The sequence below is a fragment of the Pseudomonas sp. W2Jun17 genome, assembly GCF_023127795.1.
Lineage (GTDB): Bacteria > Pseudomonadota > Gammaproteobacteria > Pseudomonadales > Pseudomonadaceae > Aquipseudomonas > Aquipseudomonas synxantha_A.
Window position 1 is genome coordinate 190417 of sequence record NZ_SPKO01000033.1, and the last position, 20753, is coordinate 211169.

Sequence of the window (20753 nt, forward strand, 5' to 3'; positions counted from 1 at the left end):
TGCTGTGGCAAGTCGGTTCTTACAGGGGTTGGTATCAACCCGGGTCACGGAAGCCTGGATGGAAATCTTTGGGCACCGCCACACTGACGTTGCTGTTAGTGGCGATATCAATCCCCTCGCTGGCCACTTCGGCCAGGAAGTCGATCTGCTCCGGTGTAATCACATAGGGCGGCAGGAAATACACCACGCTGCCCAGTGGCCGCAACAGCGCGCCGCGCTCCAGTGCGTGTTCGAATACCTTCAAGCCGCGGCGTTCCTGCCACGGGTAGGCGGCCTTGGTGGCCTTGTCCTGCACCATCTCGATCGCCAGCACCATGCCCGTCTGGCGCACTTCCGAAACGTGAGGATGGTCCACCAGGTGCGCGGTGGCGGTCGCCATGCGCTGGGCCAGGGCCTTGTTGTTTTCGATGACGTTGTCTTCTTCAAAGATATCCAGCGTCGCCAAGGCTGCCGCGCACGCCAGCGGGTTGCCGGTGTAGCTGTGGGAGTGCAGGAAGGCGCGCAGGGTAGGGTAGTCGTCGTAGAAGGCACTGTAGACATCTTCGGTGGTGACCACGGCGGCCAGCGGCAAGTAGCCGCCGGTGAGGGCCTTGGACAGGCACAGGAAGTCCGGGCGGATGCCGGCTTGTTCACAGGCGAACATGCTGCCGGTGCGGCCGAAGCCCACGGCGATTTCGTCGTGGATCAAGTGCACGCCGTAGCGGTCGCAGGCTTCGCGCAGCAGCTTGAGGTACACCGGGTGGTACATCCTCATGCCGCCGGCGCCCTGGATCAGTGGCTCGACGATCACCGCGGCAACGGTATCGTGGTGGTCAGCCAGGGTCTGTTCCATGGCCAGGAACATGGTGCGCGAGTGTTCTTCCCAGCTCATGCCGTCGGGGCGCAGGTAGCAATCGGGGCTTGGCACTTTGATGGTGTCGAGCAGCAGCGCCTTGTAGGTCTCGGTAAACAACGGCACGTCGCCTACCGACATCGCGGCGATGGTTTCGCCGTGGTAGCTGTTGGTCAGGGTGACGAAGCGCTTCTTGTTCGGCAGGCCACGGTTGAGCCAGTAATGAAAGCTCATCTTCAATGCGACTTCGATACAGGATGAACCGTTATCGGCGTAGAAGCAGCGCGTCAGGCCTTCAGGCGTCATCTGCACGAGGCGCTCGGACAACTCGATCACTGGCTGGTGGCTGAAACCGGCGAGGATCACATGCTCCAACTGATCGACCTGGTCCTTGATGCGCTGGTTGATGCGCGGGTTGGCGTGGCCGAACACGTTGACCCACCAGGAGCTGACGGCGTCGAGGTAGCGTTTGCCTTCGAAGTCTTCCAGCCATACGCCTTCACCGCGCTTGATCGGGACCAGCGGAAGTTGCTGGTGGTCTTTCATCTGGGTGCAGGGATGCCACAGCACCGCGAGGTCGCGTTGCATCCACTGGTTGTTCAAGCCCATCGGTGATCTCCTCGAAGCGATCCTGCGGCGCGCGCAGGCGAAACAATCGCGCAAGCCTATGCAATGGTGGCGCGTGTCACAAGCCATTGTGGGGCAATTGGCGGTAAATGCAGGACGGTCTGTCGCGTTTCTTGGGAATAGTCTTAATCCCTTGTTAATTTATGATACCTAGCCTCTTCATCGTATTTCTCGATATTTCAAAGCGAAATTTTCCGCTTTAATTCGATAGGTAAAACGCTAGTCTTGGGCACAGTTCTTACGGGATTAAGTACATGCAGCTACGCAATTCTCCCGCCCGGTACGGCTGGGTCAGCATGGTTCTACACTGGGGCGTCGCCTTGGTGGTGTTTGGTTTATTCGCATTGGGCCTGTGGATGGTCGGCCTCGACTACTACAGCGCCTGGCGCAAAGATGCGCCCGACTTGCACAAGAGCATTGGCATCACGCTGTTTGCCATCATGCTGGTGCGTATCGTCTGGCGTCTGGTCAGCCCGCCGCCACCGCCGCTGGCCAGCTATAGCCGTATGACGCGGATCGGTGCTGCATTTGGCCATGCGTTCCTGTATCTGGGGCTGTTTGCCGTGATGATTGCCGGTTACCTGATTTCCACCGCCGACGGTGTCGGTATTCCGGTGTTTGGCCTGTTTGAAATTCCTGCCGTGGTTTCCGGTCTACCGGACCAGGCAGACACAGCCGGTTGGGTGCATCTGTACCTGGCCTGGGTGTTGGTGGTCTTCGCCGGTTTGCATGGCGTGGCTGCATTGAAACACCACTTTATCGATCGTGATGCGACCCTGACACGAATGCTGGGGCGCAAAGCCTGATGTTCAACCTCGACTCACAAGGAATAGAAAGCATGTTGAAAAAAACACTCGCTGCGCTGGCAATCGGTTCTGCTCTGCTGTCCGCAGGTTCGGCGATGGCCGCTGACTACGTGATCGACAAGGAAGGCCAGCACGCCTTCGTCGATTTCAAGATCAGCCACCTGGGCTACAGCTACATTACCGGTACCTTCAAGGACCTGGACGGCAAGTTCAGCTTTGACGCCGCCAAGCCGGAAGACGCCAAGATTGAAGTTAACGTGCGTACTGCCAGCGTGTTCTCCAACCACGCCGAGCGCGACAAGCACGTCAACAGCAAGGACTTCCTGGAGTCGGGCAAATTCCCTGATGCCAAGTTCGTCTCCACCAGCGTCAAGCCAACTGGCAAAAATGCTGATGGCAAGCTGACTGCTGATGTGACCGGCGACCTGACCTTCCACGGTGTGACCAAGCCGATCCTGGTCAAAGCCACGTTCCTGGGCGAAGGCAAGGATCCATGGGGCGGCTACCGTGCCGGCTTTGAAGGCACCACCAACATCAGCCGCAAGGAATTCAACAAAGACGGTATGGACGTAGGTCCACAGTCTGACAACGTTCAGCTGTACATCACGTTTGAAGGTGTGAAAGCGAAGTAATTTTCGCCGCGCATAAAAAATGCCCTGCATCGAAAGATGCGGGGCATTTTTTTGGCTGACGATTCGTGTTGCCTAGCCGGGCCTCATCGCAGGCAAGCCAGCTCCCACACTTGAAATGCATTCCCTTGTGGGAGTGGGCTTGCCCGCGATGGCGATGTAGCGGTCAACGCCTATGGCTTTGGAGCTCAGCGGTTGCGGGTCAGCAGCGCCGGTTTCTCACCACGAGGACGGCCTGGCAGTTGGTCCAACTGCTCGGGTGTCGGGAAGCGATCAGCTTTCGACTCCTTGTGGATGATCTTCGGCGCCGGGCCACCACGCGGGTTTTGCACCGCTGGCTCGGACAGACGCGGCTGGTCGTCACGGGCCGGGCGGCGGTTGTTGCTGCGCGAATCTTCGCGACGCGCCTGGCCGTCACGCGGTGCACCATTACGCGGGCCGCTGCGCTTGGCAGGCGGAGTACCGGTGCTGCCGCCGCTGCTGTTGCGCGGGCCGTTCTGACGGCCACCCTGTGGCTGGCCGCCACGGGGAGCACCCGCACCGGCGCCTTGTGCCGGGGCACCTGGACGACGGCCACGGCCCTGGGCCGGCTTGGCCTGGGGCACGTAGTCGACGCGGTTACCGAAGTTATCCACATCGTCGTCGAGGAACTCGTCCGGGGCACGGTCAGCGGCGGCGCGTGGCGGCTGGCTCGGCTGGCGCTGTTCGCGGGCCGGGGTGCCTTCACGTGGCTTTTGCTCACGGGCCGGGCGTTCACCTCGGCTGCTGGTGGCGGACTTTTCCTTGCCCTTGTCCTTGCCTTTGTCGCGACGACCACCGCCACCACCGCCGCCGTTCGGGCCATCGCCCTTCGGACCGCGTGGGTTGCGCGGGTTACGCACATCCGGACGCTCGCGGGCTTCAGGTTTCTCGGCCTCCACGGCGCTGGCATCGAAGCCCATCAGGTCGCCGTCGGCGATTTTCTGCTTGGTCATGCGTTCGATGCTTTTCAGCAGTTTTTCTTCGTCCGGTGCGACCAGGGAAATGGCCTCACCCGAACGACCGGCACGGCCAGTACGGCCGATACGGTGCACATAGTCTTCATCGACGTTCGGCAGTTCGAAGTTGACCACGTGTGGCAACTGGTCGATATCCAGGCCGCGGGCGGCGATATCGGTGGCGACCAGGATGCGCACAGTGCCGGCCTTGAAGTCGGCCAGGGCTTTGGTGCGAGCGTTCTGGCTCTTGTTACCGTGGATGGCAACAGCGGTGAGGCCGTGTTTGTCCAGGTACTCGGCCAGGCGGTTGGCGCCGTGCTTGGTGCGGGTGAAGACCAGCACCTGTTCCCACGCGCCGTGGGTGATCAGGTGCGCCAGCAGCGAGCGCTTGTGGCTGGCGGCGAGGCGGAATACGCGTTGCTCGATACGCTCGACCGTGGTGTTCGGTGGCGTGACTTCGATGCGCTCCGGGTTGTGCAGCAGCTTGCCGGCCAGGGCCGTGATGTCCTGGGAGAACGTTGCCGAAAACAGCAAATTCTGACGTTTGGCCGGCAGGCGTGCGAGGACCTTTTTCACGTCATGGACAAAGCCCATGTCGAGCATACGGTCGGCTTCGTCCAGCACGAGGATTTCCACGTGGGACAAATCGACGCTGCCCTGGCCGCACAGGTCGAGCAAACGACCCGGGCAAGCGACCAGTACGTCAACGCCACGGGACATGGCCTGAACCTGTGGGTTCATGCCGACACCGCCGAAGATGCAGGCGCTGACGAACTTCAGGTCGCGGGCGTACAGCTTGAAGCTGTCGTGGACCTGGGCTGCGAGTTCGCGGGTAGGGGTCAGGACCAGTACACGCGGTTGGCGCGGGCCGTGACGCTGGGATTTGTCCGGGTGACCGTTGGGAAACAACCGCTCCAGAATCGGGAGGGCGAAACCACCGGTTTTACCGGTACCTGTCTGAGCCGCGACCATCAGGTCGCGACCTTGCAACACGGCGGGAATGGCCCGCTGTTGCACCGGAGTAGGCTCGGTATAGCCCGCTGCCTCGATGGCGCGGACTAAAGCCTCGGAGAGACCGAGGGAAGCAAAGGACATGAGTAATCCTGTTTTAGTTAGGGCTTGGCCCAAAGGGATAATCTTGCCGGGCGTGAATGGCGCTTAGGGGAGCGCAATCCCGTCCGGTCCTGCTGTGTCTGGCGGGCACTCCACCGGCTCGCGCGGGCTGCAAAGCTGCGCAGTAGCTGGGTTGGGTGCCTTTTTCAAGACCCGAGCGGCCGGGCGTAAGCCTGGCGGAAAGGCCGGAGTATAACAGAGCAATCACGGCGCGCTGCTTTCCTGCTGCTCAACGGCGTGTCCGGAGGCTGATATCGGGGAGGTTTGCGCCTGCATCCCACCATATTTGGCGCTCAAGGCGGCATAGGCCGGCTCTTGCTTGAAGCGCTTGAGCTCGGCGGCAAAGCGCTGTACCAACAGGTCCATGCCGGCTCCACGGCGCACCGCGAGAAATTGTTGTTGGCGGCTGACCACCACTGCCGCCTGGCTGACTTTGCCCTCAAGGCCCAGCGTCTTGATGATGTGCTGCCCCACTCGCCGGTCAGTAACGACCATGTCGATGCGCCCGAGCATCAGCTTGCCGAAATTGGCTTCATGGCTGGGGGCAGGCTCGCGCTCGAATGCGCTGGACCCACTGAACGTCTCGCCATAGAGGTAGCCGGGTGAGATGCCGACAGTCAGGCCGCGCAGCTCATCGAGGGTTGTGGCGGGGTGAGGGCGATCATTGGCGTAGAACAGGACGAATTCGACTTCCGACAAGGGTTCACTGGGGTAGAGCAACTGGGCGTCGCGTTCATGGCTGTGGAAAATATCCAGCGCGCCATCGGCGTGACCCTGCTCGAGCATCGCCAGGCAGCGCTTCCAGGGCAGGAATTGCCATTGCACTTCCACGCCCAGACGTTGGAACACGGCCACTGTGGTTTCGTAATCCAGGCCGGCCCTGGTGCCGTTATCGTCGTAGACATAGGGCGCCCAGGGCTCGGTGACAATGCGCAGTTTCTCGCCATGAGCGACCAGGCTCAGGCAAGAAAAAAGCACGGCGGTCAGTAGCTTGAAAATGGCGGGCATACCTTGAGGTTACGACGCTCCCGACAGAAAGAGAAGCTCTACCACGCGCATTGGCGGGCGGTGTTATTTCACCGGAGCGTCCAGCAAGTGTTCGTGGATCGCGGCGCGACGCTCGCCCAGTATCAGCCGCACCACGGGGTTGGCGAACCAGTGTTCCAGTTGGTGGGCATCCAGTGGGCGCTTCTGGCGTTCTTCCTGGTTTTGTCGTGCCTTGTCCCACCAAACCGGGCCGCAGGCCTGATCGAATTCGTTTTCGTGCTCGTAGCAACCATAGAGGATTTCACGAATGAACTGTTGCTGGTGCTTGGGCAGCAGCAGGGTGATCAGCTTGTACATCAAGCGCTGCAAGCGCGGCGGGCGCGGCAGGTGCGAGGAGACCTGGCGGGTATCGGCCAGGGCCTGCGCACTGGTTGGGGCACTGGCGTGTTTGGCGATCCACGCCTTGACCTTGGCCCGGAACAGCTGTTTGCGGCTCCAGTAATGGTGGATCAGGTCCGGGCATTCGCGCACGTTGACGGTGCGGTAGGCGGCGATGGACAGGCAGAACTCTTCCAGGGTGTAGGCGCCCTGGGCGTGGGGGAACAGTTCATCCATCAATTCGATGGAGCGGTCGAGGATGTGTGCATCCTGTTGGGTCAGGCCCATGACCCCGGAATTGAGGGTCATCATGTCATCGTCGGCCACGCCCATCTCCAGCAGGCGCTGGTGCAGGGCGGTGTAGAGGATGCTTTCGTGGTTGTCGCCGTACTTGGTGTAGAAGGCGTTGCACAGCAGGGTGCCGGGCTGCACGCGCTCGAACAGGGCCATGGGCGAATGGTGGAAGAACGTGTCGGTGTCGATCAGCAGCGCCACCTCCGACTCTTCCAGTACCTGGCGCAGTACCACGTGTTTGGTGCGGAAATGATAACCGTGGGGCTCGCTCCAGCGTTTGCGAGTGGCCTCGTCCAGTGGGCGCACGCGTACCGGCAGCAAGTGATAAGGCTCTGGATTGTCGGTGAACACCTGAATGTCCACGTTCGCGTCCGGGGTGTCCTGCAGGAACGCCAGTGCGCTGGCGATGCTGAATACCGCTTCCTGGTGGTAGGTCTGGGCACCGAAGACCAGATAGACCAGTTGCGGGCGGGAAGTCGGGGACACTGTATTCATGGACTGCGGGGTTCCGTGGGTCACGTAAAACGACAAAGGCCCTCGTCTGAGGGCCTTGGTACAACCGAACAGACCTCAGCGTGGCAGCTTGAGGTTGTTCCAGACAGCAAGACTGGGTTCAGATTGGTTCAGGGTATAGAAATGCAACCCTGGCGCACCACCCTGCAACAATTGCTCACACATCTCGGTGATGACCTGCTCGCCGAAGGCCTGGATGCTTTTGACGTCGTCGCCATAGGCTTCCAGTTGCTTGCGCACCCAGCGGGGGATTTCGGCACCGCAGGCGTCGGAGAAACGTGCCAGCTTGCTGTAGTTGGTGATCGGCATGATGCCCGGCACGATCGGGATATTCACACCCATCGCTTGTACACGCTCGACGAAGTAGAAGTAGCTGTCGGCGTTGAAGAAGTACTGGGTGATCGCACTGTTGGCGCCGGCATTGGCCTTGCGTACGAAGTTCTGCAAATCGTCTTCGAAATTGCGCGCCTGGGGGTGCATCTCCGGGTAAGCGGCCACTTCGATATGGAAGTGATCGCCGCTTTCTTCGCGGATGAAACTCACCAGGTCATTGGCGTAGCGCAGCTCACCGCTGGCCATGCCCATGCCGGACGGCAGGTCGCCACGCAAGGCGACGATACGCTTGATGCCGGCAGCTTTGTATTGGGTCAGCAGACCACGCAGGTCGGCCTTGCTGTCGCCCACGCACGACAAGTGCGGAGCGGCGGGAATTTTGACTTCGCTTTCCAGCTGCAACACGGTGTTGATCGTGCGGTCGCGGGTCGAACCGCCGGCGCCGTAGGTGCAGGAGAAGAAGTCGGGGTTGTAGCTGGCCAGCACCTTGGCAGTGGCCATCAGCTTTTCATGCCCAGCATCGGTCTTGGTCGGGAAAAACTCGAAGCTGTAGCGACGGTCTTGGGACATGGTCATACCCTTTGAAACCCAGAATTGCGGAGTGTGTACACCGTCGATGTGGGAGGGGGCTTGCTCCCGATGGCGGAGTGTCAGTTAATAAATATATTGACTGACCCACCGCCATCGGGAGCAAGCCCCCTCCCACATTAAAGCCCGTTCCCCCACAGGGAGAGTGGGCAGCAGGTGTATCAGTAGCGGTAAGCGTGCGGCTTGAACGGACCTTCAACCGTCACACCGATGTAGTCGGCCTGGGTCTTGGTCAGTTGAGTCACGACGCCGCCGAAGCCGCGGACCATTTCCAGGGCCACTTCTTCGTCGAGTTTCTTGGGCAGTACTTCAACGGTCAGGCGCTCGGCTTTCTGGGCTGGCGACAGGTCGGCGTACTTCTGTTCGAACAGGAAGATCTGCGCCAGTACCTGGTTGGCGAACGAGCCGTCCATGATGCGGCTTGGGTGACCGGTGGCGTTGCCCAGGTTAACCAGGCGGCCTTCGGCCAGCAGGATCAGGTAGTCATCGTTCTGCGGGTCGAAATTGCCGGCGCCGGTACGGTGAACCTTGTGCACCTGCGGTTTCACTTCTTCCCATGCCCAGTTCTTGCGCATGAATGCGGTGTCGATCTCGTTGTCGAAGTGGCCGATGTTGCAGACAACGGCGCGCTTCTTCAGGGCCTTGAGCATGTTCGCATCGCACACATTCACGTTACCGGTGGTGGTGACGATCAGGTCGATCTTGCCCAGCAGGGCCTTGTCGATGCTTGCTTCGGTACCGTCGTTGATACCGTCGATGAATGGCGAAACCACTTCGAAACCGTCCATGCAGGCTTGCATGGCGCAGATCGGGTCAACTTCGGAGACCTTGACGATCATGCCTTCCTGACGCAGGGACTGGGACGAACCCTTGCCCACGTCACCGTAGCCGATCACCAGGGCTTGCTTGCCCGACAGCAGGTGGTCTGTGCCACGCTTGATCGCATCGTTCAGGCTGTGACGGCAGCCGTACTTGTTGTCGTTCTTGCTCTTGGTCACCGAGTCGTTGACGTTGATGGCCGGGATCTTCAGCTCGCCCTTGGCCAGCATATCCAGCAGGCGGTGCACGCCAGTGGTGGTTTCTTCGGTCACGCCATGGACGCGGTCGAGGATCTGCGGGTACTTCTTGTGCAGCAGTTCGGTCAGGTCGCCGCCGTCGTCGAGGATCATGTTGGCATCCCATGGCGCGCCATCCTTGAGGATGGTTTGCTCCAGGCACCACTCGTACTCTTCTTCGGTTTCGCCCTTCCAGGCAAATACCGGGATACCGGCGGCAGCGATAGCGGCGGCGGCCTGGTCCTGAGTCGAGAAGATGTTGCACGAGGACCAACGCACTTCGGCACCCAGGGCAACCAGGGTTTCGATCAGTACGGCGGTCTGGATGGTCATGTGGATGCAGCCCAGAATCTTCGCGCCCTTGAGCGGCTGTTCAGCGGCGTACTTGCGACGCAGGCCCATCAGGGCCGGCATTTCGGATTCGGCGATAAAGGTTTCGCGACGGCCCCAGGCAGCGAGGGACATGTCGGCGACTTTGTAGTCGTTGAAATCTGCAGGCGTCATTACAGCGCTCATAGAGAGCCTCCATTCGTAGTGTGCGAATGGGCGCCGTTGTGCGTTTAGTATCAGGCCAGGGCAACCAGGCCGGACAACGCCCCATCCGAGCCTGACAGGTTGAACCTGCTGCAGCGCCCCTCGGACAGGTGGCGGGAGAACGGTATCAATCGAAGATGACCGTTTTGAAACGGAGGCGATTATAGCCGTGTATGTGGCACTTCCCAAGCCTTTCTGTCGGCGGCATGAAGATCGCGCATGGGGGCGATAGGCAATGGCTCATAGAGCTTGGGCCCTGGCTCTGCCATGATGTTGCCCATCATTTGGCAAGACGCTTTGGAGTGATCATGAACTTCCACACCCGCAAATGGGTAAAACCCGAAGACCTCAACCCCAACGGCACCCTGTTCGGTGGCAGCCTGCTGCGCTGGATCGATGAAGAAGCAGCCATTTACGCGATTGTCCAATTGGGCAACCAGCGCGTGGTGACCAAATACATCTCCGAAATCAACTTTGTCAGCGCCTCGCGCCAGGGCGACATCATTGAACTGGGTATCACCGCCACTGAGTTCGGCCGCACCTCCATCACTCTGACCTGTGAAGTGCGCAACAAGATCACCCGCAAAAGTATCCTGACGGTGGAAAAAATGGTCTTCGTCAACCTGGGCGAAGACGGTTTGCCGGCGCCCCATGGCCGTACCGAAATCAAGTATGTGAAGGACCAGTTCCAGGACGACGGTCTTTCTGAGTAACACCTGCGCGACGTGATTTGCGTTACCAAATCATTCCGTGTGGATCCTTCCGAGGCTCTCTCATCACTCAGGCCTACACCCTGTAGAGAGAGCCTCATGTATGAAAGTCTCCAGTTCTGTTGTAGAAAATAAGCCTCTTTCGTCTCAAACCTTCAGCCAGGACGTGAAGACGCCTTTGGTCAAGGGCGTGGGCGAGCGCAACCTGAGTATTTATCGGCATAGCGATGGCCGCGTCGAGGTGGTGCTGTCACCGCCGCCGCCCGCTCACTTGGTGCTCAGTGGCGGTGGCGCCAAGGGCATTGCCTTTCCCGGGATGGTGCAGGCGCTTGAAGACGCCGACAAACTCAAAGGCGTCAAGGTGGTGTCGGGCTCGTCTGCCGGTGCGATTTCTGCAGCGTTACTCGCCAGTGGCATGGACGCGAAGGCGTTCACGCAGTTGTCGAACAGCCTCGACTTGCCCAGCCTGCTCAATAGCAAAGATCCGATCCTGGCCTGGCTGCAGGATGCCAGTTCCAAACTTGGCAAGCTTGCGGGCAATCTACCTGGCCCGGGCGGCAATATTTCGCAACTGCTGCTGACGCTGCTGCCGCGCCTGCAAACCGAGGGGCAGCCCCTGGAAGAATTGATTCGCAACCAGTCACGTCAATCGATTCTTGCCCATATCGAGCGTATGCCCAAGGCGGACCGCCCGCCTGAAGTCACGCAAATCGCCGACCGGCTCAAAGCCGGAGCCGGGCCCACCTTTCGCGACCTGGAGGTGTTGAGCCGCCATATTCCGGCGATCAAGCAACTGAACATCACGGGCACAGGCATGTTCGACGGTCGTCCACAGTTGGTGGTGTTCAATGCCAGCCTGACGCCAGATATGGACATCGCCCGTGCTGCGCTTATTTCGGGGGCGTTGCCGGGCCTGTTCAAGAGCCCGTCCGAACAGGGCCATGGGTTTCAGGCGGATGCAGAGGTTACGGCGTTTCAAGACGGAGGGCTGCTCCTCAATACCCCTGCCCCCGGTGTCATTGAACGTTCGTTTCCGCAGAGCCCTTTGGGCAAGGACGAATCGCTGATCGTCAAGTTCGAATCCGAGCAGAGCTCACCACCGCGCCAGAGCGGTGGTTTTTTCAGCCATTTGGCTGACAAGTTCACAGGCACGCCGCATACCGCGGCTGAAACCTACCAAGATGACCGGCTCAAGGCGTTCTCGGATCAAACGGTGACATTGCCGTTGAACTCGAACAAAGGCGATTTTCGCGGCCTGCTCAACGGCACCGTCAACTTCACCATGACGCTTGAACAGAAACAGCATTTGCAGGCCCAGGCTCGCCAATCGGTGTCGAGCCACCTGCAAAAGCGTGAACTGACACGTGAGCGCCATGAGTTCGCCTCCCTGGACGATGCTGTGTTGGCGATGGATGATCAAATGCTTGCCAGCGTGCAGGGTGAATTGCGCAAGGACCCCGCCAGCGCAGACGCACTGCGGTTTCGCGATGAGGCGAAACAGGCGTTGGAGGCGTTGGACAGTGCAATTACCGAAGCCAACCAATCCGACACGTCCCTGAAGATTACTCCGAAGATTGCTACGGCCTTACGCAACCTGGACTCTCTCGCCAGCAGGCCCGAGCACATCGAGTGGTTGGGCAAACGTCTGAATACGCCGGGCCAGCGTAATTTCCAGCAGCTTTTACAGGTGGGCGCCAAGCAAAAATCGGGCAGTGTGCCAAGTATGTCCAAGGTATTGAGCAGTGCGGTCGCCGAGATGCAAAGTCGGGATATCGGGGTGAAAGCTGAAAACTTTACGCGGGAGGTCATCTACCCATCGCTGTACCGTCCTGGCCAGCCGGCATCCAACGTTGAGCTGCTGCAACGTGCGGTGCGTGACTTAAAAGAGGCGAAGACGCCACAAGACTTCAATAGCGTGCTCGATGGCATCATCAAATACTATCAAGCGCAATAAACCTTGGAGCAAACCCGTGAGTTCCACCACCGTGGAACAGGCCAAGGCGTGGCGCATTCCGGTTTAATTGCCGGGCCATTGAACAGCCATCGTCGCGGCATGTCGTAGCTTCAGGCACCCCTCGGACTTTGGTACATCATGGCCACTCAAGCAGACGGCAAGACCCCCAACCTGTCGCAGGAAGAGCAGCAGGACGTCGACAAGAACCAGCCGCCCCGTGCGGCGGTTCTTCACGAAATCATCCGTACCCAGGGTGACCAGGAGCTGGAGCGCAGTGTCGCCGCCTTATGGTGGTCGGCACTGGCCGCCGGACTCACCATGGGCCTGTCGTTGATGGCGATGGGTTTGCTCAATTCACGCCTGCCGGACGCCGAGGGCTTCAAGGTGATAGCCAGTTTTGGCTATTGCGCGGGGTTTCTGGCGGTGATCCTCGCACGCCAGCAACTGTTCACCGAAAACACCCTGACCGCGGTGCTGCCGGTCATGAGCAAGCCCACTCTGGGCAATGCTGCACGTCTGCTACGACTATGGACAGTCGTGCTGGTAGGTAATCTGTGCGGCACTTTGCTGGTGGCTTACGTGATGTTGCATTTACCGATTTTCGATACCAAGACCGACCTGGCCTTTCTTGAAATCGGACGCAAGATCATGGAGAACGATTCTGGCCAGATGTTTGCCAAGGGCATCGTTTCCGGCTGGATGATCGCCACCATGGTGTGGATGATCCCATCAATGGAAAGCGCAAAGATGTGGATCATTATCCTGATCACATACCTTATGGCCCTGGGTGACTTCACGCATATCGTCGTCGGTTCGGCGGAAGTGTCATACCTGGTGTTTGCCGGCGAGCTGCCGTGGAAGGATTTCTGGCTGGTGTTTGCCGGACCGACCCTGGCGGGCAATATCATCGGCGGCAGTTTTATCTTCGCCCTGATCAGCCATGCGCAGATTCGCAGTGAGAGCAGCCTGCCAGGCAAAGCTGCTGCGGACCCTCGGCATCCGCAGCCGACTAGAAAAGATCAGTGATGTTCAGGCGTGGCCTGGGGTTCGCCCCGGGTCACGTGTTTGACCAGCTTGCCGATGCTCAACCCCTGCAACAGGATCGAAGACAGCACCACGATGTAGGTGATGCTCAGCAACAAGTCGCGCTCCGGACCCAAGGGCAGCGCCAAGGCCAAGGCCACCGAGACACCGCCACGCAAACCACCCCAGGTCAGGATGCGGATAGTGCCGCGCGGCACCGTGCGCCAGCGCCGCAGCAGCAAGATCGCCGGGGCCACCGTCAACAGGCGCGAGAGCAGGATCGCCACGGCGAGCAAACTGGCCGCGAATACGTGCAGCCAGTTGAATGGCAACAGCAGCAATTCCATGCCGATCAGCGCAAACAGCAAGGCGTTGAGCATGTCATCAAGCAGTTCCCAGAAACCATCCAAGTAGCGACGCGTCATGTCGTTCATCGCCAGCTTGCGCCCCAGGTTGCCGATGATCAGCCCCGCGACCACCATTGCAATCGGCGCGGACACGTGCAGTTGCGAAGCCATGGCCGAACCGCCGATCACCAGGGCAAGGGTCAGCATCACTTCGATCTGGTGCTGTTCGATACTCTTGATCATCAGGTACACGAGGTAGCCGATCAGCCCGCCGAATACCACGCCGCCTATGGCCTCGTGGGCAAACAGCAGGGCAGTGGCGCCCGCGGTAGGCGTCTCGCCCAACTGCGCGATACCCAACAGCACGGTAAACACCACCACGGCGGTGCCATCATTGAACAGCGACTCGCCGACAATGGTGGTCTTCAGTGGTTTCGACGCATTGGCGGTACGCAGCACGCCGAGCACCGCAATCGGGTCTGTAGGCGAAATCAGCGCGCCGAACAGCAGGCAGTAGAGGAAGCTCACGTGCCAGCCGAACAGGGCGAAGATGTAATAGGCCAGGCTGCCGATCACCACGGTGGCGATCAACACGCCAAAGGTGGCCAGCAGGCCGATGGGCCAGCGGTAACTGCGCAAGTCGTTCAAGTTGACGTGCAAGGCGCCAGCGAACAGCAGGAACGAGAGCATCCAGTTCATCAGCAAGTCGCCGAAGTCGATCTGGCCGATCAGTTGCTGGATGCGCTCTTCCAGGCCGGGATAGCCGATAAAGCTCAGGCCCTGCAGGATCAGGGAAAAAAGCAGCGCAGTGACCATTACACCGATGGTCGGCGGCAGGCCGATAAAGCGGTAGTTCACATAGGTGAGCAGGGTGGTGAGGCAAATGAAGGCGGCGACAAGTTCGAGCATCCGGGGTCCTTGGAGCAGGGAAATGTAGGCGCATGGGGGGCGCCGAGGTGGTGTTTAGTATAAACAGGTGAAGTTACATCACGAATCAATTGAGGAGGTTCTGGTGGTAGCGACAGCCCTGGTGCTGGTCGCACCCGCTGGATTACCTGGTGTGGCTGACATTGATCAGTGCCTGGCCATTTCCGTTGCTGGCGCTGGTGCGCAAGCGTGCGGCCTTCAGCCTGTTCTGGCGCACTCAATGGCGGTTGGGCCTGAGCGTGGGATTGTGCGTGTTGTTGAGCTACGCTTTGGTGCTTTGGGCCATGCAGTTGGGCTCGATTGCCGAGGCGGCGGCGTCGCGGGAAGTCAGCGTGATCCTGGTGGTGCTGTTCGGCATGCGTTACTTGAAAGAACCTTTTGGCCGTCCACGGCTCATAGCTTGTGGGTTGGTGCTGATCGGCATGTTCGTGATGAAACTCTAACCGTCGGATAAATCCAAAAAAGGAATGAGTGATGACAGTCGCTTTCTGGTGTGTGTTGATCGCAATTTTTCTGCCCTATCTATGCACGGGTGTCGCCAAGTTCAGCACGGGCAAGTTCGGAGCTCGGCACAACCACGACCCGCGTGCTTTCCTCGATACCGTTGAGGGCGTCGCCAAGCGCGCCAACAATGCGCAACTCAACAGCTTTGAAGTGACCCCGGCGTTTGCCGCGGCGGTGGTCATTGCGCACATGGCCGGCAACGCCGAACTGGTGACGATCAATGTGCTGGCGGTGCTGTTTATCACCAGCCGCCTGCTGTACATCATTTGCTACCTGGCCGATTGGGCGATTTTGCGTTCGCTGGTGTGGGCCGTGGGAATGGCGTTGATTGCGAGTTTTTTCTTTGTCTCGATCTAACGCCTGATGCAAATCCTTTGTGGCAGGGGGCAAGGCGAATCGTCGCACCGCCCCTCCCACATTTCATTATCAGCGTCTGTCAGGTGCCGGCGGGGGCATCCGGTACTTGCGGCAGCGCCGCGCCTTTGGGCCACAGCATCCAGATTTGCCCTTGTTGTTTCATATTTCCTGCCAGCTCTCCCGCCGCATCACCTGTGCCCCAGAACAAGTCTGCCCGTACTTCGCCGGTGATTGCGCCGCCGGTATCCTGGGCCGCGACAGGTCTGGTGATCGGTGAACCATCGGGTTTGGTGGTCGACAACCACAATAGGCTACCCAGCGGGATGACCTTGCGGTCCACCGCCACGCTGTAGCCGGCGGTCAATGGCACGTTCAGCGAACCGCGTGGGCCTTCGTTACTGTCGGGGCGTGCGCTGAAGAATACGTAGCTGGGGTTGCTCGCCAGCAGTTCGGGAATGCGCTGCGGATGTGCCTTGGCCCAGGCGCTGATGGCGCCCATGGTCACCTCTTCTTTTTTCAGCTCGCCTTGCTCTACCAGCCAACGGCCGATTGGGCGGTACGGGTAGCCGTTCTGGTCGCCGTAACCTACGCGCAGTTGGCGCCCTCCCGCCAGTTGGATACGCCCTGAGCCCTGGATTTGCAGGAATTGCAGGTCCATTGGGTCGGTCAGCCAGGCGATCGGCTTGGCAGTGGAGCCCTGGCTGTTGACGGTGCTGGCGTCGTCATAAGGCTTGAGCACCCGACCTTCCAGGCGTCCACGCAGGCGCTTGCCTTTAAGCTCCGGGTAGATGCTTTCGAGGTTGACGATAATCAAGTCATCCGGCACGCCGTAGACCGGCACATGGGCGGTAGCGGTTTTGGTCAGGCTGCCGGGGTAGACCGGCTCGTAATAACCGGTGATCAAACCATTGGGTGTGTTGTTGGCCGAACGCAAGCCGAAGACATCGAGGTGTTCCTTGAGAAAGCCGCGAACCGCCACGGCATCGCCCGGTACGCTGGCCGCTGCCGCGCAGGTGGTGCCCCATACCGGGTCGGCTTTGAGGCGCTGGCAGGCGCTGCGCCAGGATTCAAAACCGGCCAGCAAATCGCTGTCGGAGACCACCGGCAAGGCTTCCCAAGGTGCGCTCACATAGGTGGCGACCGCATGGGGTTTGGCTTCTTCTTTGGCGACCTCTTTGCCGGCATCTTTACCTGCATCGCAGCCGGCCAGCAGTGCGATCATTGGCAGAGCCCACGCGAGTCGGCGGCTCCAGGGTTTCGCGGTGATATTCATGTAAGCATTTCCTGAAGCGATTACCCATGCTTCATTGCATTCGGGCAACCCTTATTATTAATAGGGCTATTGGTCTTTGCGGGCGGGGCGAGGATACTGGCCGCCGTTTCCCGTGACCTGAAGCCATCATGATTCTAAAAAAACTGACCGTTGTACTGCTGGCCTGCCTGGCCTTGTCCGCCTGTGGCGGTGTTGACCCCAATTCCCCACTGGGCCAACGCAAGGCGATCTTCAAGCAGATGCTCAAGACCGGCGAAGACCTGGGCGGGATGTTGCGCGGGCGTATCCCGTTCGACGGTGCCAGGTTTGCAGAAGGCGCGGTCAAGCTGGATGCGTTGTCCCATGAGCCGTGGAAGCACTTCCCAAGCGTGCGCGAAGAAGATCACACGAGCGCCAGGGACGACGTGTGGCAGAAACAGGCGCAGTTCCAGCAACTGGCCCGCGACCTTGAGGCGGCCACCGGTGAATTGGTGATCGCCAGCCAAGTGCAACCCTACAAGGCCAGTAACCTTCAGCCGGCGGTGCAAAAAGTCGAAGACGCCTGTAGCGCCTGCCATAAACAGTTCCGCGATCACTGATCGTTTTTACTGGTCGAGTTCTTCCACCGCGTCCTGTAGTTCTTTGCGCGACTCGGCCAGTTTGTCCTTACGCTTGTTGATCTTGTCCGGATCGCCTTTTTTCATGGCCTTGTCGAGGTCGGCCTGACGGCGGGAGACTTCGTGCTTGGCGTCGAGCACTTTGTTTTCACGTTCTTTTTTCAAGGTGGCGTCGGTGCAGTTGGCGGTGACTTCGCTCAGGGCTTTTTCCAGGCCGGCCTGTTGGGCGCTGTTACCGTGGGCCTTGGCTTGTTCGATCTGGCTGCTGATGGCCTGGCGCTTGGCGGCGCAGCCGGTGAGCGGTTGCGCTTCTTCGGCGGCCAGCAGTGGCATGGTTGTGAAACTTGCGAGGGTCAGCAAGGCAAAGGGGGCGAGAAATTTCATCTATAAAGCTCCAAGGTCGCAATCAGGTGGCCGGGTGGCGTTCAAAACCCATCTATCCCGGCCTCGCGTAATGTTCCAGCCAAGGCTTGCACCTGCGGGTCGCGAAAAAACGCGCTCAGTTGCGCTGCACGACCCGGGCCGATGCCGTCTGAGGCCAGCCAGGCTTGGGTGTCTTTGGCGGCCAGCGTCTGCCAGTCGCCCTCCAGGTTGTTGCGCGCCGCTGGCGGTACGCCCAAGGCCTTGAGCCATTGTGAAAAAGGGCGTTGCCGGGCGTTGTTAAAACTGTCGAGCACTCGCTCACGAGTGCGATCACCGAAGCCCTCAATGGTAGCAAGCTGCGCCGCATCCAGGGTTAACCAATCGAGAAAGCCTGCGATTAGACCGGCCTGGATCAATATGTTCCAGGTTTCACGGCCCATATGTGGCAAGGCCAGGCCCTGTTTGCCGCTCAGCCAGGTGAGGCGGGCGAGTAATTGATCTTCGCAGCCGGGCTCCATTTGCCAGCAACTCAGGGCGTGAAAATCGCGAGGGTTGGGTAGCTGCATGTCCACACGGGTTTCGTTGCGCAGGATCACCTCGTCCAGTCGGGGAATGACCTGGCCCGCCAGGCTGATCGACACATGGTCGCCGGGGCGGATATCCAGGGCTTGCCAGCGTTTCAGGGAGCCGGCGCTGACCCGGCTGATCTGCCGATCATCCAGCCACACGGGTTCCAGTTCGAGGATGGGGGTGATGCGCCCGGTGCGACCGATCCTGAATTGCACCTTGCGCACCAGTGCCAGGGCTTTGATGGCTGGGTACTTCCAGGCGACCATCCAATAAGGCGCACTGGCTTGCCAGCGCTCGGCGGGTGCCCGTGCAGCCTGGTGCAGCACCACGCCATCGCTGGCGAAGGGCAGCGGTGCGTTGTACCAATGCGTGCGCCAATGAGTGGCTTCGCTGATGTGCGCAATGGGGTGGCTATAACGCTGTGTATCGCTGAAGCCCCAGCGCGTCAGGGTGGCCAGGCGCTCGGTGAAGTCCGCCGGACCGTCAGGCCAGGCCCAGACGAACAAGCCGATGCCTGCCGCCTCAGCGTCGCTCAATTGTCGCCGGTTCATCAGGCCGGCCACTTTGCTGCGCGCATTGAGCCCACCGTTTATCGCTTGCACATGGTGATCAAGGCGCCAGTAAAGTTCGCCTTGCAGCACCACATCAATCGCGTCTGGCAGCTGTTGGACGATACCGGGGATCCTGGCGGCCGAGGCCGACCAATCGTGGCCCAGCACGCCATCGCCTCGGCTGATGAGTTGCTGCAAGCGGCCCTCGCGATAGACGAGCGTCACCGCCACCCCGTCGACCTTGGGTTGGATCCATACGTCCTGGCGGGTGCTGAGCCACTCCTTGACTGCCGGTTCGTCCGGCAGCTTTTCCAGGCCGGTGTGCGCGACTGGGTGCCGTAACGTGCCGCGTGAACTGGCCAGCGGGTTTTCCGCTTTCGGCGTGGCTTGGCGTGTGCATTCACGCCATTGCGCCAGGCGCTGGCGGGCCTGGTCGTAGAGTTCGTCACTGATGGGGGATTGGCCCTGGCGGTGGTAACTGTCGTCCCACTGGCTGATCTGCCTGGCCAAGCTGTCGAGTTGCAGGTGAGCGTGATCGGGGCACGTTTCTGCCCACGTCCAGCTGGATAAAACACTGAGAAAAAAAGCCATGAACATATGCATCATGAGCATCCTTGCTCGAAAAGGGAGCCCAGCCTAAGTCATCCAGGCGCCCACAAAAAAGCCCCGATTGCTCGGGGCTTTTTACCGGGTGTTTCTGTATACAGCGCGAACGCTTACAGGCCGGCAGCGATACGCAGGTCGTTGGCTCGGTCGGTTTTTTCCCAGGTGAAGGTGCTGAAGGTGTCATCGCCAACAGTCTTCTGCGCAGGGGTACGGCCGAAGTGGCCGTAGGCTGCGGTTTCCTGATACATCGGGTGCAGCAGGTCGAGCATGGTGGTGATTGCGTAGGGGCGCAGGTCGAAGATTTCACGCACCAGCTTGACGATTTTCTCGTCGCTGATCTTGCCGGTGCCGAAGGTATTCAGCGAGATCGACGTAGGCTGCACCACGCCAATAGCGTAGGAAACCTGAATTTCGCAGCGCTCGGCCAGGCCGGCAGCCACGATGTTCTTGGCCACATAACGACCGGCATAAGCGGCCGAACGGTCAACCTTGGACGGGTCTTTACCCGAGAACGCGCCACCGCCGTGACGGGCCATGCCGCCGTAGCTGTCGACGATGATCTTGCGACCGGTCAGGCCGCAGTCGCCCACGGGGCCGCCGATGATGAACTGTCCGGTCGGGTTGATGTGGAACTGGGTGTCCTTGGTCAGCAACTCGGCAGGCAGCACGTGCTTGACGATCAGCTCCATCACGCCTTCGCGCAGGTCGGCGTAGGACACGTCCGGGTTGTGCTGGGTCGACAGCACAACGGCGTCGATACCCACGACTTTGCCGCCTTCGTAACGGCAGGTCACCTGGGACTTGGCGTCCGGGCGCAGCCAAGGCAATACCCCGGATTTACGTGCTTCGGCCTGGCGTTGCACCAACTGGTGCGAGAAGGTGATCGGCGCCGGCATCAGCACGTCGGTTTCATTGCTGGCGTAGCCGAACATCAGGCCCTGGTCGCCGGCGCCCTGGTCTTCAGGCTTGGCACGGTCTACACCCTGGTTGATGTCAGGCGATTGCTTGCCGATGATGTTCATCACGCCGCAGGTCGCGCCGTCGAAGCCGACGTCGGAGCTGTTGTAGCCAATGTCGGTGATCACGTCACGAACGATCTGCTCCAGGTCGACCCAGGCTGTAGTGGTGACTTCGCCGGCGATGATCGCCACGCCCGTTTTCACCAGCGTCTCGCACGCCACACGGGCGAACTTGTCTTCAGCGATGATAGCGTCCAGCACCGCGTCAGAAATCTGGTCGGCGATTTTGTCCGGATGCCCTTCAGACACGGACTCGGAGGTGAAAAGGGAGTATTCGCTCATCTCGA

17 protein-coding genes, 2 pseudogenes and 1 riboswitch are annotated in these 20753 nt (G+C 60.0%); of the genes and pseudogenes, 8 read left to right on the forward strand and 11 right to left on the reverse strand.

Going from position 1 to position 20753, the window contains the following annotated elements:
- Positions 1-34: 34 nt before the first annotated feature.
- Complete coding sequence (locus E4O98_RS20940) at positions 35-1441, reverse strand: adenosylmethionine--8-amino-7-oxononanoate transaminase (RefSeq protein WP_248089931.1); 1407 nt, start codon at positions 1439-1441, stop codon at positions 35-37.
- Between the two features lie 272 nt (positions 1442-1713).
- Here E4O98_RS20940 and E4O98_RS20945 point away from each other — a divergent pair, with 272 nt between their 5' ends.
- Both E4O98_RS20945 and E4O98_RS20950 read left to right on the forward strand, forming a co-directional pair.
- The gene (locus E4O98_RS20945) at positions 1714-2265 is read left to right on the forward strand and encodes a cytochrome b (RefSeq protein ID WP_032878972.1); all 552 of its coding nucleotides are present in this window, start codon (positions 1714-1716) and stop codon (positions 2263-2265) included.
- Between the two features lie 32 nt (positions 2266-2297).
- A complete protein-coding gene (locus E4O98_RS20950; protein WP_014720298.1) occupies positions 2298-2897 on the forward strand; it encodes a YceI family protein in 600 nt (199 codons plus the stop codon).
- A 185-nt stretch (positions 2898-3082) separates the two neighbouring features.
- Here E4O98_RS20950 and E4O98_RS20955 read toward each other — a convergent pair whose 3' ends face one another.
- From E4O98_RS20955 to ahcY, 5 genes are all read right to left on the reverse strand, one after another.
- Positions 3083-4966: a DEAD/DEAH box helicase gene (locus E4O98_RS20955; protein ID WP_032878973.1), complete on the reverse strand. Its 1884-nt coding sequence runs from the start codon at positions 4964-4966 to the stop codon at positions 3083-3085.
- Positions 4967-5188: 222 nt separating this feature from the next.
- Positions 5189-5992, reverse strand: a complete 804-nt coding sequence (locus E4O98_RS20960) for a transporter substrate-binding domain-containing protein (protein WP_148854552.1) — start codon at positions 5990-5992, stop codon at positions 5189-5191.
- 63 nt (positions 5993-6055) lie between these two features.
- Positions 6056-7138, reverse strand: coding sequence for a hypothetical protein (locus tag E4O98_RS20965; RefSeq protein WP_148854551.1), 1083 nt, complete (start codon positions 7136-7138; stop codon positions 6056-6058).
- A gap of 75 nt (positions 7139-7213) precedes the next feature.
- On the reverse strand, positions 7214-8059 hold the full coding sequence (metF, locus tag E4O98_RS20970) for a methylenetetrahydrofolate reductase [NAD(P)H] (protein ID WP_005792219.1): 846 nt from the start codon (positions 8057-8059) through the stop codon (positions 7214-7216).
- Positions 8060-8238: 179 nt separating this feature from the next.
- A complete protein-coding gene (gene ahcY / locus E4O98_RS20975) occupies positions 8239-9648 on the reverse strand; it encodes an adenosylhomocysteinase (RefSeq protein ID WP_005792218.1) in 1410 nt (469 codons plus the stop codon).
- Between the two features lie 21 nt (positions 9649-9669).
- Positions 9670-9776, reverse strand: a riboswitch (S-adenosyl-L-homocysteine riboswitch).
- 198 nt (positions 9777-9974) lie between these two features.
- Here ahcY and E4O98_RS20980 point away from each other — a divergent pair.
- From E4O98_RS20980 to E4O98_RS20990, 3 genes and pseudogenes are all read left to right on the forward strand, one after another.
- Entirely contained in the window at positions 9975-10379 is a 405-nt protein-coding gene (locus tag E4O98_RS20980) for a hotdog domain-containing protein (RefSeq protein ID WP_032878978.1), read from the forward strand.
- A 100-nt stretch (positions 10380-10479) separates the two neighbouring features.
- A pseudogene (locus E4O98_RS20985) lies at positions 10480-12397 on the forward strand (patatin-like phospholipase family protein).
- Between the two features lie 71 nt (positions 12398-12468).
- Complete coding sequence (locus E4O98_RS20990) at positions 12469-13356, forward strand: formate/nitrite transporter family protein (RefSeq protein WP_005792214.1); 888 nt, start codon at positions 12469-12471, stop codon at positions 13354-13356.
- Here the strand turns inward: E4O98_RS20990 and E4O98_RS20995 are convergent.
- Positions 13350-14609 (reverse strand): sodium:proton antiporter, encoded by a 1260-nt coding sequence (locus E4O98_RS20995; RefSeq protein ID WP_248136153.1) that lies wholly within the window; start codon positions 14607-14609, stop codon positions 13350-13352. The genes E4O98_RS20990 and E4O98_RS20995 overlap by 7 nt on opposite strands.
- Positions 14610-14734: 125 nt before the next feature.
- Between E4O98_RS20995 and E4O98_RS21000 the strand changes: the two are divergent.
- A pseudogene (locus tag E4O98_RS21000) lies at positions 14735-15070 on the forward strand (EamA family transporter); the annotation flags it as partial.
- 31 nt (positions 15071-15101) lie between these two features.
- The gene (locus tag E4O98_RS21005; RefSeq protein ID WP_032878985.1) at positions 15102-15488 is read left to right on the forward strand and encodes an MAPEG family protein; all 387 of its coding nucleotides are present in this window, start codon (positions 15102-15104) and stop codon (positions 15486-15488) included.
- Between the two features lie 79 nt (positions 15489-15567).
- On the opposite strand, the gene E4O98_RS21010 is transcribed toward E4O98_RS21005, so the two are convergent.
- Positions 15568-16761, reverse strand: a complete 1194-nt coding sequence (locus E4O98_RS21010) for an MltA domain-containing protein (protein ID WP_078822541.1) — start codon at positions 16759-16761, stop codon at positions 15568-15570.
- Between the two features lie 128 nt (positions 16762-16889).
- Between E4O98_RS21010 and E4O98_RS21015 the strand changes: the two genes are divergently transcribed.
- Complete coding sequence (locus tag E4O98_RS21015) at positions 16890-17339, forward strand: cytochrome c (RefSeq protein WP_032878990.1); 450 nt, start codon at positions 16890-16892, stop codon at positions 17337-17339.
- Between the two features lie 6 nt (positions 17340-17345).
- Here the strand turns inward: E4O98_RS21015 and E4O98_RS21020 are convergent, their stop codons facing one another.
- From E4O98_RS21020 to metK, 3 genes are all read right to left on the reverse strand, one after another.
- Positions 17346-17741: a DUF1090 domain-containing protein gene (locus E4O98_RS21020; RefSeq protein ID WP_103734251.1), complete on the reverse strand. Its 396-nt coding sequence runs from the start codon at positions 17739-17741 to the stop codon at positions 17346-17348.
- 41 nt (positions 17742-17782) lie between these two features.
- Complete coding sequence (gene ligB, locus E4O98_RS21025) at positions 17783-19447, reverse strand: NAD-dependent DNA ligase LigB (RefSeq protein WP_248136155.1); 1665 nt, start codon at positions 19445-19447, stop codon at positions 17783-17785.
- Between the two features lie 110 nt (positions 19448-19557).
- On the reverse strand, positions 19558-20748 hold the full coding sequence (gene metK / locus E4O98_RS21030) for a methionine adenosyltransferase (RefSeq protein ID WP_248136157.1): 1191 nt from the start codon (positions 20746-20748) through the stop codon (positions 19558-19560).
- Positions 20749-20753: the final 5 nt, after the last annotated feature.

What these genes read in the sequence shown, in the direction of transcription:
- E4O98_RS20940 (WP_248089931.1), bottom strand. Translation starts at nt 1,441, where the DNA reads ATGGGCTTGAACAACCAGTGGATGCAACGCGACCTCGCGGTGCTGTGG.
- E4O98_RS20945 (WP_032878972.1), top strand. Translation starts at nt 1,714, where the DNA reads ATGCAGCTACGCAATTCTCCCGCCCGGTACGGCTGGGTCAGCATGGTT.
- E4O98_RS20950 (WP_014720298.1), top strand. Translation starts at nt 2,298, where the DNA reads ATGTTGAAAAAAACACTCGCTGCGCTGGCAATCGGTTCTGCTCTGCTG.
- E4O98_RS20955 (WP_032878973.1), bottom strand. Translation starts at nt 4,966, where the DNA reads ATGTCCTTTGCTTCCCTCGGTCTCTCCGAGGCTTTAGTCCGCGCCATC.
- E4O98_RS20960 (WP_148854552.1), bottom strand. Translation starts at nt 5,992, where the DNA reads ATGCCCGCCATTTTCAAGCTACTGACCGCCGTGCTTTTTTCTTGCCTG.
- E4O98_RS20965 (WP_148854551.1), bottom strand. Translation starts at nt 7,138, where the DNA reads ATGAATACAGTGTCCCCGACTTCCCGCCCGCAACTGGTCTATCTGGTC.
- metF (WP_005792219.1), bottom strand. Translation starts at nt 8,059, where the DNA reads ATGTCCCAAGACCGTCGCTACAGCTTCGAGTTTTTCCCGACCAAGACC.
- ahcY (WP_005792218.1), bottom strand. Translation starts at nt 9,648, where the DNA reads ATGAGCGCTGTAATGACGCCTGCAGATTTCAACGACTACAAAGTCGCC.
- E4O98_RS20980 (WP_032878978.1), top strand. Translation starts at nt 9,975, where the DNA reads ATGAACTTCCACACCCGCAAATGGGTAAAACCCGAAGACCTCAACCCC.
- E4O98_RS20990 (WP_005792214.1), top strand. Translation starts at nt 12,469, where the DNA reads ATGGCCACTCAAGCAGACGGCAAGACCCCCAACCTGTCGCAGGAAGAG.
- E4O98_RS20995 (WP_248136153.1), bottom strand. Translation starts at nt 14,609, where the DNA reads ATGCTCGAACTTGTCGCCGCCTTCATTTGCCTCACCACCCTGCTCACC.
- E4O98_RS21005 (WP_032878985.1), top strand. Translation starts at nt 15,102, where the DNA reads ATGACAGTCGCTTTCTGGTGTGTGTTGATCGCAATTTTTCTGCCCTAT.
- E4O98_RS21010 (WP_078822541.1), bottom strand. Translation starts at nt 16,761, where the DNA reads ATGAATATCACCGCGAAACCCTGGAGCCGCCGACTCGCGTGGGCTCTG.
- E4O98_RS21015 (WP_032878990.1), top strand. Translation starts at nt 16,890, where the DNA reads ATGATTCTAAAAAAACTGACCGTTGTACTGCTGGCCTGCCTGGCCTTG.
- E4O98_RS21020 (WP_103734251.1), bottom strand. Translation starts at nt 17,741, where the DNA reads ATGAAATTTCTCGCCCCCTTTGCCTTGCTGACCCTCGCAAGTTTCACA.
- ligB (WP_248136155.1), bottom strand. Translation starts at nt 19,447, where the DNA reads ATGATGCATATGTTCATGGCTTTTTTTCTCAGTGTTTTATCCAGCTGG.
- metK (WP_248136157.1), bottom strand. Translation starts at nt 20,748, where the DNA reads ATGAGCGAATACTCCCTTTTCACCTCCGAGTCCGTGTCTGAAGGGCAT.